Below are 15,284 nucleotides of genomic sequence, written 5' to 3'. Positions count from 1 at the left end.
AAAATAATAAATACAGTCAATATCTACCACAAATAAAAAAATCCATGCTTACCAAAAATAAAAAAGAAATCAACTGGAAACCTATTATCAAAAAATTTGTCGCTGTAGTTGGTGAAAAAGGCGTAGTTCAACGCAAAGAAGAACTTCTCACCTATGAATGTGACGGTTTAACCAGCTATAAACAATGTCCCCCAGTCGCAGTATTACCCAGAACCACAGAACAAGTCTCAGAAATTGTCAAAATTTGCAATCAATATTCCGTTCCCTTCATTGCTAGAGGTTCAGGAACAGGTTTATCTGGTGGGGCTTTACCAACGGAAAATTCTGTTTTAATTGTCACTTCTTTAATGCGACAAATCCTTAGTATTGATTTAGAAAATCAACGGGCTGTAGTGCAACCAGGAGTAATTAATAGTTGGGTGACTCAAGCTGTTAGTGGTGCTGGTTTTTACTTTGCACCTGACCCTTCTAGTCAAATTATTTGTTCTATTGGTGGCAATATTGCCGAAAATTCTGGAGGAGTCCATTGTTTAAAATATGGTGTGACAACAAATCATGTTTTGGGCTTAAAACTTGTCCTTCCTAACGGTGAAATAGTTGATGTTGGTGGACAAATTCCCGAAACCCCAGGTTATGATTTACCTGGTGTATTTGTGGGTTCAGAAGGAACATTAGGAATTGCCACAGAAATCACCCTGAAGATTCTCAAGAGTGCGGAATCTATTTGTGTCTTACTAGCAGATTTTACTAGCGTAGATGCTGCGGCTGCCACCGTTTCTGATATTATTAGCGCGGGGATTATTCCCGGTGGCATGGAAATGATGGATAATATTAGTATCAATGCTGTAGAAGATGTTGTTGCCACTAATTGTTATCCTCGTGATGCGACGGCAATTTTGTTAGTAGAAATTGATGGTTTAGAAGTAGAAGTTTCTGCCAATAAACAGCGAGTCATAGAAATTTGCAAAAAGAATGGGGCGCGAAATGTTACTAGTGCTAGTGACCCAGAAACTAGATTAAAATTATGGAAAGGCAGAAAAGCAGCTTTTGCGGCTGCGGGACATATTAGCCCTGATTATTATGTGCAAGATGGGGTAATTCCTCGCACTCAATTACCTTATGTTCTCCAGGAAATTGAAAGATTAAGTCATGAATATGGTTATCCCATTGCCAATGTTTTTCATGCTGGAGATGGTAATTTACATCCATTAATTTTATTTGATAATTCTGTACATGGAGAATTGGAAAAAGTCGAAGAATTGGGAGGAGAAATTCTCAGGCTATGTGTAAGAGTAGGTGGAAGTATTTCCGGTGAACATGGTATTGGTGCTGATAAAAAATGCTATATGCCAGATATGTTTAGTGAAGCTGATTTAGAAACAATGCAATGGGTAAGACAGGTATTTAATCCCCAAGGTTTGGCAAATCCTGGCAAGATTTTTCCCACACCTCGCACTTGTGGAGAAGCAGCAAAAGCATCTATTCAACAATTCTCAGGTGTAGAAAGATTCTAAGAAAGGAGTCAGGAGTCAGGAGTCAGAATGAAGAATCAATATTTTTCTGTTCCCTGTTTCCTGTTCCCTCTTCTCTGTTCCTTGTTTTATCAAAAAATATTCATATCTTTATCTAATCCCGACAATAAAATTGGATTTTGTAGTTATATAGATATTAGCAATCTAGACTTATTTAACTAATGAATTCTGTATTACGGCGGTTTTTTGTGTATTTTTTGTGTTTGGGATTTGTCATTAGTTTAACAATATTTCCAATTTCTGCAAATCCTAGTTATACTCAAAATTCAAATTCTCTACCTGTAACTACAGAAATTCGTGGTGTTTGGCTGACTAATGTTGCTAGTGGTGTACCTGGTGGGTATGGAAGACTCAGTGAATTATTAAATTTTAAATTGTCATGACTCTACCTAATTGGATTACTTTTTCTCGACTGCTAGGAATACCTTTTTTACTTTACGGTTTATACAATCCCACAAATCAAGCAAAGTGGATATGTTTGACAATATTTTTAATTGCAGCGTTAACTGATTGGTTAGATGGATATTTAGCCAGAAAACTTAACCAAATTAGCGAGTTAGGTAAGTTTCTTGATCCTTTAGTAGATAAATTATTGGTACTTGCACCATTGTTAGTATTGGTAGAATTGGGAAAAATTCCAGCTTGGGCAGTGTTTATAATTTTAGCACGGGAATTAGCGATCGCAGGTTGGCGAGTTAATCAAACTACTATTACTGGGGCAAATATTTGGGGTAAACTGAAAACGGTTAGTCAAATCATCGCCATATCTCTACTAATTGCCCCCTTATCTCCAACTTGGCAAACTCCGGTTTTAATTGCCTTTTGGATATCTGTAATCTTAACAATTGTTTCCGGAATAATTTATCTCATTCCCCCAACAATTAGTGAGGAAAAATAAATTTATTAAAATGAAACTCGAAATTAAAAAAGGTGGCGAAATCTGCTTTTTTAATTCATTAGTATTCAAATTCAGCAATAAAAAACCCTGGCGAAACTGACCAGGGTTAATTAGGAGAAAATTTGAATGACGATTAGATACAAATACTCAGCGCAATTAACGTCAATGCAGGATAAATCCTACCCCTAGCCTTCATCCCTCGTCTAAAGAACAGGTGTGGCTGACTCAGTCAGCCACACCTTCAAGGGTTTTCGGCATTTTCCTTATAACTTTTCCATGCCTAGTCCCTTGCTATGTCCTATACTTGGCTGAGACACTATTTTTAGCAGTGCTAGAGATAGCTACGCTGACCTGCGGTAACGCCCAATAAGAGAGATAAATGACGAACGGACTGAACGGACAAAACGGACAAAAGAAAAAATTAGAAACTCAGCTTTGGAATATTGCCGATTCTCTACGGGGCAAGATGAACGCCGATGAGTTTCGGGATTATTGCTTAGGGTTTATTTTCTATAAGTACCTATCCGAGCGTCAGCATCTTTACGCCAATGAGATTTTGGCGGAGGATAAGATTGATTTTTTAAAGCTTGATGAATCCTCGGAAGATGGGCAGGAATATTTAGCAGCAATTAAAGAAGAATCTATTGCCGAATTGGGTTATTTTTTGAAGCCATCTGAGTTGTTTAGTTCTCTGGCTAAACGGGCATTAGGCAATCAGGCGGATAAGGATGAGATTAGTGATGAGGAGTTAGAACAGAGTTCAATTTTTATTTTGGGGGACTTGACGGATGTTTTAAACAACATTGAACGCTCCACAATGGGCGGGGAAAGTGAGGAGGATTTTGATCATTTGTTTGAGGATCTGGATCTGAATTCGACGAAATTGGGGCGGACTCCGAAGGCCAAAAATGCGTTAATTGCCAAGATTTTAGTGCATTTGAATAAAATTGATTTTCGGCTAGAGGATACGGAAAGCGATGTACTGGGGGATGCATACGAATATTTGATTGGGCAGTTTGCCAGTGGTGCAGGTAAAAAAGCAGGGGAGTTTTACACACCCCAGCAGGTTTCTAAGGTATTGGCGAAGATTGTGACGACGGGGAAAAGTCGGTTGAAGTCGGTTTATGACCCAACTTGTGGTTCGGGATCTTTGTTGTTGCGGGTAGCGCGGGAGGTAGAATCAGTCGGGGATTTTTACGGACAAGAAATGAACCGCACAACTTACAACTTGGCGCGGATGAACATGATTTTGCATGGGGTACATTATCGGAATTTTGATCTTAGGCAAGAGGATACGCTGGAGAAACCCCAGCATGAGGGGATGCGGTTTGAGGCGGTGGTGGCAAATCCGCCGTTTTCGGCCAATTGGAGTGCGAATAAGCTGTTTGAGTCAGATGATCGCTTTAGTCAATATGGGAAGTTAGCCCCGGCTTCTAAGGCTGATTTTGCCTTTGTCCAACACATGATTCATCATCTGGATGAAAACGCCATTATGGCGGTGGTGTTGCCCCACGGGGTTTTGTTTCGTGGTGCGGCAGAGGGGCATATTCGTAAGTATCTAATCAAGGAAAGGAATTGGTTAGATGCGGTGATTGGGTTGCCAGCGAATATTTTTTATGGGACGAGTATCCCAACTTGTATTTTAGTGTTTAAGAAGTGTCGGGAATATCCTGACGATATTTTATTTATTGATGCCAGTGCCTATTTTGAAAAAGCGAAGAATCAGAACTATTTGCGGGATGAGGATGTTGATAAAATTGTCTCTACCTATCGCCAACGGTTGGAGGAGGAAAAGTATAGCTATCGCGCCCCGTTAGCGGAGATTGCCGAGAATGATTTTAATTTGAATATTCCCCGTTATGTGGATACTTTTGAGGAGGAGGAGGAGATTGATTTAGATGCGGTGGCTAGGGAGATCCGGGAAATTGATCGCAATATGGTGGAGACGGATCAATTAATTCGGGGTTTTTGTAGGGAGTTGGGGATTGAAGCACCGTTTTAGAGGCTGGGGAAATTGTCAGAATTTTTTTGTCAGAATCAGGATATCCAGGATTTAAGGATTTACAGGATGAAAGTAGAGATTTCATCACCAATTACCCATTACCCATTACCCATTACCCATTACCAATTACCCTATGCTAGTATCTTCCTCTCAACTTTACGAGCAGTTTATTCAACAGGTAATTGGTTTAAGTCAAAAAAAAGATTTTTCCTTAACTGCTTTAATAAGTAAATATGTGAGTATGAATTATCAACTTAAATTAGAGCAAATAGACAAGCTAAAAGTTTGGCTAGATGACTTTAGACCCTTTGACACAACAATGATCGCGGAACTCAAAAAGCTGTATGATGTCCGCTTTACTTATAACTCTAATGCCATTGAAGGGAATACTTTAACTCAAAGTGAAACCGAGTTAGTGTTAACTAAAGGGATTACAATTGGTGGTAAGACTCTTGATGAACATTTGGAGGTGATTGGACATAAAGAGGCGATAGACTATATTGAGAGTTTAGCCCAAAAAGATACAGAAATTAATGAATGGGAAATTAAACAAATTCACAATCTGATTCTGAGAAAAATTAACCCTAATGAAGCGGGTTGTTATCGGACGCTGGATGTAATGGCAGCAGGAAAAAATTATCTTTATCCTCCCCATTATTTACTGTCTCAATTAATGGCGGATTTTGCAATCTGGCTCAATTCAAATGCTACTTTACCCCTCCATCCTGTAGAATATGCAACAATGGCTCATTATCGTTTTGTCTCGATCCATCCTTTTCGGGATGGGAATGGCAGAACGGCTAGATTATTAATGAATTTATTGTTAATTCGTGCCGGGTATCCCATTGTGGTGATTAATAATAAAATTCGCAATAATTATATTAATGCTTTAGCTTATGGACAACAAAACCAAGATGATTTAGGTCAGCTTTTTGATTTGGTTTGTGATGCTGCTATCAGTTCGTTGGTGGAAACTTTAAGATTAGTAGTAACTGCAAGTAGCAGTAGAGAAAAGGGGCAGGTTTTTTATCAGGAAATTACTGATTTTATTGATCTTTTTTGCTAGATTGGTTTTATTAAATTTATGGAGATTTTGGCTATGGTGACTTTGCAAATTACGAAGGATCAAGTGTTTAGTTTACTGGAACAATTATCTTGGGCAGAACAACAAGAGGTTTTGCAATATCTCAGTCAAAAACTCCATAACCAACAAGGCGCACAGCATTCCCTTAACGAACTATCAGGAAAAATCAAGGCTTTTCAAGGGGTTAATGCTTTAGCTTGGCAACAGCAAATTAGGAGTGAGTGGGATGAAACTAGATTATCTCATTGATACTAATATCTTAATCTCGTTATTTAATGAAGAATTAACTCAACCAGTTCCAAATGGAGTGATCGGTTATTCTGTCATTACAAATATTGAAGTTTTATCTTTTAAGGGTTTATCTTCACAAGAAGAAAGTCTAATTAGATCAAGTCTACAAAGTCTGGTTCAGGTGTACATAAGTGCAAATATTGTTGAAAAAACAATTCAATTACGGCGGCAGTATAGCTTAAAGATGCCTGATGCTATTATTGTTGCTAGTGCTTGGGAATGTGATGCGATGTTGATTACAAATGATAAGCAGTTGTCCAAAATCAGCCAAGTAAAAGTTCTTTCTTTGCCACTGGAAAGTTAGGTAATAGGTAATAGGTAATGGGTAATAAGTTAAATAAAAATGTTCCTGTTTTGCGGTTTCCTGAGTTTGAGGGCGATTGGCAATCACAAAAACTTAAAAATATCTTGATTGAAAGCAATGTTCTAGCTTCTGAAGAATTGCCATTATATAGCTTGACTATTGAAAGTGGAATTGTCCCTAAAACAGAGAGATATGAGAGAAGCTTTCTTGTGAAAAATGAAGAAGAAGCATATAAGGTTGTTCAACCTAATGATTTTGCTTATAACCCAATGAATTTACGTTTTGGTGCATTGGCAAGACATACAGAGTCAAAACTTGTAAAAGTCTCTAAGTATTACAATATATTTTCTGTTAATCCAAAAGCGAATGTCATTTTTGTTGATTATCTCCTAACTAAGAGTAGTTCCATTAGATTCTATGACAGTATTGCAATGGGGTCTTTAGTAGAGAAAAAAAGAGTACATTTTTCTGATTTTCTAAATTCCAAATTTTTATTGCCCTCGATCGCAGAACAAGAGAAGATCGCTAGTTTACTAGGGGCTATAGATCGCCGTCTAACCCAACTCCGTCGCAAACGAAAACTCCTGCAAACCTACAAACGCGGCGTTATGCAGAAAATCTTTTCTCAAAAAATTCGGTTTAAAGATGCGATTGGATCTGAGTTTCCTGAGTGGGAAAGGAAGAAGTTGGGGAATATTGCAATTGATGGTTTTTCAAATGGAGTTTTTAACGATCCTAATAAAGTAGGTAAAGGTTATCGCCTAATTAATGTAAAGGATATGTATGAGGGTGATTCTATTAATGTTGAAACTCTCTCTAGACTACTGATTGATGAAAAAGAATTTGTGAAAAATCAAGCCAAATATGGGGATATATTTTTTACTCGCTCTTCACTAGTCAAGGAAGGTATTGCTCATTCTAATGTCTTATTAACAAACGATTCAGATATTACCTATGATGGTCATTTGATAAGATTTCGTTTTGATATTGAAGAAAATAATCCTCAGTTTATGGCATTTCTTTTAAAGAGTAGTATCGCAAGGAAGCAATTATTTGCTCGTGGAAAAACAGGAACAATGACTACAATAGGTCAAGAAGATATTACTACAGTAAAAATTCCTATTCCAGATAAACAAGAACAAGAAAAAATAGCCAACTTCCTAACCGCAATTGATCGCAAAATTGAAACCATCTCCCGCCAAATTGACCAAACCGAACAATTCAAAAAAGGCTTACTCCAAAAAATGTTTGTATAAAATAAGGTAATACCATCAATTTCGCTACACAAAAGCTAACTCAATCATGATCGTAGCCAAAGACAAACTCACAAACTTAACCCCAGAAGAATACTTTACTTGGGAAGAACAGCAACTAGAAAAACACGAACTGATAGACGGTCAAGTTTACGCCATGACTGGCGTTAGCGTTAATCATAGCCGCATCTCCGTCCGACTCATTACCTTATTCGTCAACCATCTAGAAGGAAGTGGCTGCGAAATAGGTAACTCAGACCTGAGAGTTAATATTGCTGAAACCAATAATTATACCCATCCAGATATCAGTGTCACCTGTGACGAACGGGACAAAACCAGCACCCAATATATTACCTACCCCTGCTTAATCATTGAAGTTCTCTCAAAAACTACCGAAGCCTACGACAGAGGCGGCAAGTTTAGAATGTATCAAAACAACCCAGTATTGAAAGATTACCTATTGGTTAGTTCCACTGCAATCGAAATAGATTTGTATCACAAAAATGATGCGGGACAATGGATGATTATTAACTATGGAGAAAGTGACACCATTGAACTAAAAAGCATCAATTTCAGCTTCCCCATTGAACAAGTTTATCGGGGTCTAAACCTTACCCCAGAATCTTAATCAATTCAATCATTTCAGGCGATCGATCATCATGCCCCAATCTGAACTAGAACTCGAACAAAACCTGATCAAACGTCTAACGGGGCTAGGCTATGAACCAGTCAACATTAGCAATGCCGAAGACCTGAAAGCCAATCTCAAAGCCCGACTGGAAAAACATAACGGTATTACCCTCAGCGACACCGAATTTAAAAGCATCCTCAACCACCTCGATAAAGGTAACATCTTTGACCGCGCCAAACGTCTGCGAGACAAAATGGAACTTAGCCGCGATGATGGTACAACCTTTTACCTAGAATTTCTCAACACTGAACATTGGTGTCAAAATCAATATCAAGTCACCAACCAGATCACCCAGCAAGGCAATTACAAAAATCGCTACGACGTAACCTTGCTGATTAACGGCTTACCCCTGGTGCAAATTGAACTCAAACGCCGAGGACTGGAACTCAAAGAAGCCTTCAACCAAATCAACCGCTACCAACGCCATTCCTACGGCGCAGAAAATGGACTCTTCCAATATGTCCAAATTTTCGTTATCTCCAACGGAGTTAATACCCGCTACTACGCCAACAACCGAAAACAAGAATTTAAACAAACCTTCTATTGGGCAGATCAAGAAAACAACCTCATAACCCAACTGGAAGACTTCGCCGACAGCTTTCTGGAAAAATGCCACGTCTCCAAAATGATCTGTAAATACATTGTCCTGCACGAATCCGATAAAGTGCTAATGGTGTTGCGTCCCTATCAATACTACGCAGTAGAAGCCATTATTGAGCGAGTCAAGGATACCGATAAAAATGGCTATATCTGGCATACCACCGGATCAGGTAAAACCCTCACCAGCTTCAAAGCTGCCCAAATCCTTACCCAACTCCCCAAAGTACATAAAGTGCTGTTTGTGGTTGATCGTGCTGACCTTGACTACCAAACCAGCAGAGAATTTAATGATTTCAGCCCCGACTGCGTAGACACCACCGATAACACTAAACAACTCGTTAACCAAATGGCTGGGGATAGTCGCCTCATTGTCACCACCATCCAAAAACTGAACACCGCTATCAAAAAGCCTCGCCATGAAGCCGCAATGGAGGGCTTGAAAGATCAGCGCATTGTGTTTATCTTTGATGAATGCCACCGTTCCCAATTTGGTGAAACCCATAAAAATATCGTCAAATTCTTTACCAAAGCCCAAATGTTTGGCTTTACTGGTACTCCCATCTTTGCCGATAACGCTGCCAGTAATCAACACGGTAAACGCACCACTAAAGACCTATTCCAAGAATGTCTGCATAAATATGTAATCACCAATGCGATCGCTGATGAAAATGTTCTTAAATTTTCCGTCGAGTATTGGGGCAAAATCAAACGCAAAGACGGCACACTGATCACAGAACCAAAATTAGACCGAGAATTTTTTGAAAATCCCGACCGAATTTCTCTAATTGTAGATTGGATTATTGCCAACCATCACCGTAAAACCCACGGCATAAAATTCTCTGCTATGCTCTGCGTCAGTAATGTAGATACTCTAATTACTTATTATGAAACCTTTAAAAATAAACAAAAACAGGGATTACATGATCTGCGAGTAATTACTATTTTTACCCCCAGCGATAACGAAGAAGACGAAGACGCAAACGGCTTAATTGGAGAACCTGGTTTCAATATCAGCGCAGATACAAGTAACCGCAGTCATAGCCGCGACAAATTAAATCAATTTATCGCGGACTATAACCAGATATATAAAACCCAACATTCAGCCAAGGATAGTCAGGCTTTTTATGCCTATTATAAAGACATCTCCAAGCGGATGAAGGACAGGGATCGAGAAAACTTTCAGGATCAGGAACGCGCCGATATTCTGTTAGTAGTCAATATGTTTCTCACGGGCTTTGATGTCAAAAAGCTGAATACACTTTACGTTGACAAAAATCTGAAATATCACGGATTAATTCAAGCATACTCCCGCACTAATCGCATTTTGGGCGAACTTAAATCCCAGGGAAATATAGTTTGTTTCCGCAACCTCAAAGATAATACCGATCAAGCAGTTATCCTCTTTTCCGACACCAACGCAAGTGAACAAATTTTCATCGAACCCTACGAATATTACATTGAAAAATTTAATGCCGGGGTGCAAGAACTCAGAGCGATCGCCACTATTCCCAACGATGTCAATAAACTGATTAGTGAAGAGGAGCAAGTTGAGTTTGTTAAAGCCTTTCGTAATCTTATCCGCCTATTAAATGTTAGTAAATCATTTACTGAGTTTAGTTTTTCCGACTTAAATCTGGATGAACAAACCTTTGAAGATTATAAAAGCAAATATCTGGACATCTATGATCAAACGCGACCCAAACCCGATAAAGAAAAGGAATCTCTGGTTGAGGAAGTTGATTTTGAATTAGAACTGATCCACAGAGATGAAATTAATGTTACTTATATTCTTGAGCTTTTGGGCAAACTCCAGCGCGACAATGATGCTACGCAAGAAGATTACCAAAATCAGAAAGCCTATATCCTTGAGATAATCGGGAAAGAAGCCCAACTACGCAGTAAGCGGGATCTACTGGAGAAATTTATTGAAGAGCGAATGCCTAGCATTGAACCAGAAGAGAAAATCGAAACTGTTTTTAAAGACTTCTGGAATCAAGAACGTATTGCAGCGATTCAGCGACTCTGCACAGAGGAGAACCTCAAGATCGAAGCCGTTAATCAAATGATTGCTGACTACAAATTCTCTGGGAAAGAACCGTTAAGGGAAACGGTGTTGAGTGCTTGCAACGAAAAACCGAAATTATTAGAGCGTAAAAAAATCTTTGCGCGAGTCGTATCGAAATTACTCGACATCATCAATAAGTTTGATGACGCTATTGGTAAGCTTGAGGAGGAAGAATAAAACATTTTTCAAAGCAGGCGATCGTCAAATTTATACCAAACTTCTCCAACTCTCTCGCACACCAAGGGTATCTTGCCCGTCCTTGTATTATTAGCGGGCAAGATGCCCGCACTACAAGAAATTTTGGGATATTTTTTTAAATTGGAAGTCTCTAAAGATTTTTTTATATTTAGTTATCTTTAGATAACTTTGGCTATTAGACTGGGAATTCATTCCCAGGCGGGCTTTGGCTATTAGACTGGGAATTCATTCCCAGGGGTCCATGATTTTACGTTAAGTTGACACATATCAGTACTGCTAAACCCTTACAAATCTAGGTTTTTCGTGATTTTATAAAAGTCTATGTCCCAAGCGTTTTGAGTATAGCTTCAAAAGCTAAACCCATAACTTTGCCGGATTGAGTAGGAAGCATAAGCTTGCCGTCTCAGCAAAGATATGGGTAAAGTCACAAAAAGTTTTGCGCTGCAAACAAACGGGTTAAATGGGCAGTACCAGACTCGAACTGATGACATCCTGCTTGTAAGGCAGGCGCTCTACCAACTGAGCTAACCGCCCGTTTCTTTCACTCAATCAATATAGCATAGCCTTGCCAAATTTTGCAAGTCTTTTGATAAACTTTTTTTTAGAGCTGGGAAAGCTTGATTTAAACGGTATTGAGCTATACTAACTCAGGACTAAAATTTTTAATTTTGAACTTTTAATTTTTAATTTTCTAAGATGCCCTCTGGTCAAACGCATGATCGCATTACTATTTGGTCTATGCCTGTAGTGGCGAGTATAACGCTGGTTTCCACTCACAGCAGTAATATGACTTTGTTAGTGGCGGGTGGGTTTATGTTTGGGGGGCTGATGTTTGGTCCCGATTTGGATATTTACTCCCGTCAATTTCAGCGGTGGGGTTTTCTGCGGTGGATTTGGCTACCTTATCAAAAAAGTCTGCGCCATCGCTCTTTTTTATCTCACGGTCCGATTATTGGTACAACATTAAGAGTGGTGTATCTGACGACTTTTTTGGCCTTGGTGGCCATTGTGGTGGTGATGATTTTCACCAAGTTGGGAAATGTGGCTTGGAACTGGGGGGAAGTGTGGGGAACTGTGGGGAAGACCATCTATATATATTATGGAGAATTTTTTGCCCTCTTTGTCGGCTGTGAACTCGGTGCAATGAGTCATTCTTGCAGCGATTGGACTGTTTCCGGTTATAAGCGCTTTCAAAAACAGGGTATTCAAGGTTTACTTCCCCGTGGCAAAATTAAGAAACGTAAAGTTAGCCCCAGTCGTCGCAGTGCAAAAAAGCGGTAAAAAATATGGAAGTTAATCAAACTTTGCTGGCGTTACAAGAATTAATAGATGTGGTGGCAAAATTAAGATCACCTCAAGGTTGTCCTTGGGATTTGGCACAAACCCCGTCAAGCCTGACTCCTTACGTGATTGAGGAGGCTTATGAGGTGGTAGATGCAATTCAAACTGGGGATAAAAAGGCTATTTCTGAAGAATTAGGTGATTTATTATTACAAGTAGTATTACAGGCGCAAATTGCCAGTGAAGCGGGTGATTTTTCTCTGCAAGAAGTAGCTGAGGGTATTGCTCAAAAGTTAATACGTCGTCATCCTCATGTATTTGCTGATGTGACTGTGGCAAATATGGAAGAGGTACACAAAAATTGGGAAACCATCAAAGCAGCGGAAAAAGGAGAAACTGTAGAAGAGCAAAAACTCAGTGATAAATTGAATCGTTATCGTCGCAGTCTTCCGCCCTTAAATGCGGCGATGAAGATATCTGAAAAAGCTGCTAAAGTTGGTTTTGAGTGGAATAATGTAGATGAAGTTTGGGGAAAATTTCACGAAGAGTTAGGGGAATTTCAACAGGCTTTAGCTGAAGAAACCAAAGAAAGACAAGAATCGGAATTAGGTGATTTACTATTTGCCATTATTCAAATTGCCAGATGGCATAAACTTGATCCTAGTGCGGGTTTACAAGGGACAAGTCAGCGATTTATTCAACGATTGCAAAAAATGGAAGATGTAATTGAACGTCCGTTGACAGATTATAGTTTAGAAGAATTAGATGCCCTGTGGCAACAGGCTAAAGCCCAACTTGGTCATTAGACATCAGGTGAATTTAAATATTCTTTATGACTTTTCAAGAGGTCTATGAATGGTTAAATAAAAATGGAGTTTTGAAAAAGTTTGTCTACTTAGATGAAGAAATTTTAATCGCTTTAGATGGGACAGAATATTTCTCATCTAAGAAAATTAGTTGCCCTCATTGTAATTTTCGTAATCATCGAAATGGAACTACAACTTATTTTCATGGCTGTGTCACACCCATTGTAGTTTCTCCTAATCAAAAACAAGTAATTAATTTAGAACCAGAATTTATTAAAAAACAAGATGGACATCAAAAACAAGATTGTGAAAATGCGGCTGTTAAAAGATGGTTAAATAAGAATCATCAAAATAAGTATGGTTATGCTGCAACCCTTTTAGGAGATGACTAAAATGCTAAAATAAAGCCAGATATAACAAAAGTAAAATTGTAATTTTTTATGAAAACACATTCAAATGGATAAAATTTTTATTCTTGTTGACATGAATCATCAATAGGTAAATAGGTTCGTGTGATAAAATCCAAATATATTGGGTTTTGTAAAATTGCTAAAACTCAACAACAATAACGGATTGAATCAACCTTACATACCGTTACATGATTTGAATTTTTCCAGCTAACCTGCTGCTAACCAAAGTTGACGAGAATTGAGAATAAATCCATTATCTATGATTTTTGAAAAAGCCCAGTCATCAAGCATTCTTTATGAGTAACACAGAAGTAGTCGTAATTGGTAGCGGTATTGGCGGATTGAGTTGCGCTGCACTCTTAGCACGCTATGGAATTGATGTCACAGTAGTAGAAAGCCACTCCATTGCCGGTGGTGCGGCTCATGCTTTTGAACGCAACGGTTACAAATTTGAGTCTGGACCCTCTTTATATTCTGGTTTATCTTATACCCCTTCACCTAATCCCTTACGTCAAGTTTTAGATGCCATTGGCGAAGATTTACCCTGCGTCAATTACGATACCTGGGGTTGTTATTTACCAGAAGGCTACTTTGATGCTCAAGTTGGTGCTGACCAGTTCTGTGAAATATTGCAACAACTGCGGGGAGATAAAGCTGTAGCACAATGGCGCAAACTCCAGGAAATTATGACACCTTTGGGTAAGAGTGCCACTGCTCTCCCACCCTCTGCCTTACGCTACGATTTAGGTGCGGTGTTAACTATGGGTAAATTTGCCCCAGCTTTACTGCAACAGGCCGCTAACGTGATCAAATTAACAGGGTCTTTTTCTAACATTATTGATGGTGTAATCACAGACCTTTTTATTCGCAACTGGTTAGATTTACTTTGTTTTTTGTTATCTGGATTACCCGCAAATGGGACAATAGCCGCAGAAGTGGCGTTTATGTTTGCAGATTGGTATCGTCCTCATGTGCAGTTAGATTATCCGATTGGGGGAAGTGGTGCATTAGTTGATGCACTGGTACGGGGGTTGAATAAACATGGTGGTAAGTTAGTTTTGAATGCTCATGTGGAGCAAGTTTTAGTAGAAAATAACCGTGCTGTCGGGGTACGTCTGCGGAGTGGTCAAGAAATCCGAGCCAGTAAAGCTGTTGTTTCTAATGCTTCTGTTTGGGATACCCTCAAACTCATTCCTGAAGGTGCTTTACCTAAACGGTATGTAGAAAAGCAACAAGCAACTCCTGAATGTGATAGTTTTATGCACCTGCATTTAGGTATTGATGCAGCAGGATTACCTGAGAATCTAGGTATTCACTACATTGTCGTTAACGATTGGGACAAAGGCGTAACTGCACCGCAAAATGTGGTAGTTGTATCTATTCCTTCAGTTCTTGATTCGTCTTTAGCACCAGTGGGTAAGCACGTAATTCACGTTTATACTCCTGGTAATGAACCTTATGCTATTTGGCAAGGAAAGGAACGCAATAGCGAAGAATATGCGTTGTTAAAACAAGAACGTGCGGAAGTGATGTGGCAAGCTTTAGAAAGAATTATTCCTGATATTCGTTCTCGTTGTGAAGTCAGTTTGGTGGGTACTCCCCTTACTCATGGGCGATTTTTGCGTCGTCATCATGGTAGTTATGGACCAGCTATAGCGGCAGGGAAGGGTTTATTTCCTGGTGGGAATACACCTTTATCGGGGTTGTTGTGTTGTGGAGATTCGACTTTTCCGGGGATTGGGTTGCCGGCTGTGGCTGCTAGTGGGATGATTGTTGCTAATACTATTGCGCCTGTGCAGCAACATTTACAATTACTCAGTGATATTTTTTAGTAGCGATCGCTTATTGAGAGAGAAAGGAAAGGATGAG

The 15,284-nt window shown here is 39.1% G+C and carries 13 protein-coding genes, 1 tRNA gene and 1 pseudogene; 14 read left to right on the top strand and 1 reads right to left on the bottom strand.

The window, feature by feature from the left end; translation table 11 throughout:
• Nucleotides 1-44: 44 nt before the first annotated feature.
• The 10 genes from glcD to FJR09_RS21995 all read left to right on the top strand — a co-directional run bounded on the left by glcD (nt 45) and on the right by FJR09_RS21995 (nt 10,897).
• Nucleotides 45-1,514 carry a glycolate oxidase subunit GlcD gene (gene glcD, locus FJR09_RS22040; RefSeq protein ID WP_015080776.1) on the top strand — a complete coding sequence of 490 codons (1,470 nt, stop codon included), beginning with the start codon at nt 45-47 and terminating at the stop codon, nt 1,512-1,514.
• A gap of 179 nt (nt 1,515-1,693) precedes the next feature.
• Nucleotides 1,694-1,915 carry a hypothetical protein gene (locus FJR09_RS22035; protein WP_015080775.1) on the top strand — a complete coding sequence of 74 codons (222 nt, stop codon included), beginning with the start codon at nt 1,694-1,696 and terminating at the stop codon, nt 1,913-1,915.
• The gene (pgsA, locus tag FJR09_RS22030; RefSeq protein WP_015080774.1) at nt 1,912-2,430 is read left to right on the top strand and encodes a CDP-diacylglycerol--glycerol-3-phosphate 3-phosphatidyltransferase; all 519 of its coding nucleotides are present in this window, start codon (nt 1,912-1,914) and stop codon (nt 2,428-2,430) included. Before FJR09_RS22035 ends, pgsA begins: the two co-directional genes overlap by 4 nt.
• Nucleotides 2,431-2,809: 379 nt before the next feature.
• The gene (locus FJR09_RS22025; RefSeq protein WP_168650237.1) at nt 2,810-4,432 is read left to right on the top strand and encodes a type I restriction-modification system subunit M; all 1,623 of its coding nucleotides are present in this window, start codon (nt 2,810-2,812) and stop codon (nt 4,430-4,432) included.
• Nucleotides 4,433-4,565: 133 nt separating this feature from the next.
• Nucleotides 4,566-5,498, top strand: coding sequence for a Fic family protein (locus tag FJR09_RS22020; RefSeq protein WP_015080772.1), 933 nt, complete (start codon nt 4,566-4,568; stop codon nt 5,496-5,498).
• Between the two features lie 18 nt (nt 5,499-5,516).
• Nucleotides 5,517-5,765 (top strand): hypothetical protein, encoded by a 249-nt coding sequence (locus FJR09_RS22015; protein ID WP_015080771.1) that lies wholly within the window; start codon nt 5,517-5,519, stop codon nt 5,763-5,765.
• Complete coding sequence (locus tag FJR09_RS22010; protein WP_041458077.1) at nt 5,743-6,111, top strand: type II toxin-antitoxin system VapC family toxin; 369 nt, start codon at nt 5,743-5,745, stop codon at nt 6,109-6,111. The genes FJR09_RS22015 and FJR09_RS22010 overlap by 23 nt, the downstream gene beginning before the upstream one ends.
• A 17-nt stretch (nt 6,112-6,128) precedes the next feature.
• Nucleotides 6,129-7,367, top strand: a complete 1,239-nt coding sequence (locus FJR09_RS22005) for a restriction endonuclease subunit S (RefSeq protein ID WP_168650239.1) — start codon at nt 6,129-6,131, stop codon at nt 7,365-7,367.
• 46 nt (nt 7,368-7,413) lie between these two features.
• Nucleotides 7,414-7,992, top strand: coding sequence for a Uma2 family endonuclease (locus FJR09_RS22000; RefSeq protein WP_168650241.1), 579 nt, complete (start codon nt 7,414-7,416; stop codon nt 7,990-7,992).
• Between the two features lie 31 nt (nt 7,993-8,023).
• The gene (locus tag FJR09_RS21995) at nt 8,024-10,897 is read left to right on the top strand and encodes a type I restriction endonuclease subunit R (RefSeq protein ID WP_168652874.1); all 2,874 of its coding nucleotides are present in this window, start codon (nt 8,024-8,026) and stop codon (nt 10,895-10,897) included.
• A gap of 482 nt (nt 10,898-11,379) precedes the next feature.
• Here FJR09_RS21995 and FJR09_RS21990 read toward each other — a convergent pair.
• Nucleotides 11,380-11,452, bottom strand: a tRNA-Val gene (locus FJR09_RS21990).
• Nucleotides 11,453-11,614: 162 nt separating this feature from the next.
• On the opposite strand from FJR09_RS21990, the gene FJR09_RS21985 reads away from it, so the two are divergent.
• The 4 genes and pseudogenes from FJR09_RS21985 (at nt 11,615) to FJR09_RS21970 (ending at nt 15,247) form a co-directional block, all read left to right on the top strand.
• Nucleotides 11,615-12,199 carry a metal-binding protein gene (locus tag FJR09_RS21985; protein WP_168650245.1) on the top strand — a complete coding sequence of 195 codons (585 nt, stop codon included), beginning with the start codon at nt 11,615-11,617 and terminating at the stop codon, nt 12,197-12,199.
• A gap of 5 nt (nt 12,200-12,204) precedes the next feature.
• On the top strand, nt 12,205-13,005 hold the full coding sequence (gene mazG / locus FJR09_RS21980) for a nucleoside triphosphate pyrophosphohydrolase (protein ID WP_168652873.1): 801 nt from the start codon (nt 12,205-12,207) through the stop codon (nt 13,003-13,005).
• 29 nt (nt 13,006-13,034) lie between these two features.
• A pseudogene (locus FJR09_RS21975) lies at nt 13,035-13,394 on the top strand (ISNCY family transposase); the annotation flags it as partial.
• A 317-nt stretch (nt 13,395-13,711) separates the two neighbouring features.
• Nucleotides 13,712-15,247, top strand: coding sequence for an NAD(P)/FAD-dependent oxidoreductase (locus FJR09_RS21970; protein WP_168652872.1), 1,536 nt, complete (start codon nt 13,712-13,714; stop codon nt 15,245-15,247).
• Nucleotides 15,248-15,284: the final 37 nt, after the last annotated feature.

The organism is Dolichospermum sp. UHCC 0406, from assembly GCF_009712025.1.
Taxonomy (GTDB): Bacteria; Cyanobacteriota; Cyanobacteriia; order Cyanobacteriales; family Nostocaceae; genus Dolichospermum; species Dolichospermum lemmermannii.
The sequence above is the reverse complement of the archived record's forward strand: the minus strand, read 5'-3'. Positions and strand labels throughout refer to the sequence as shown.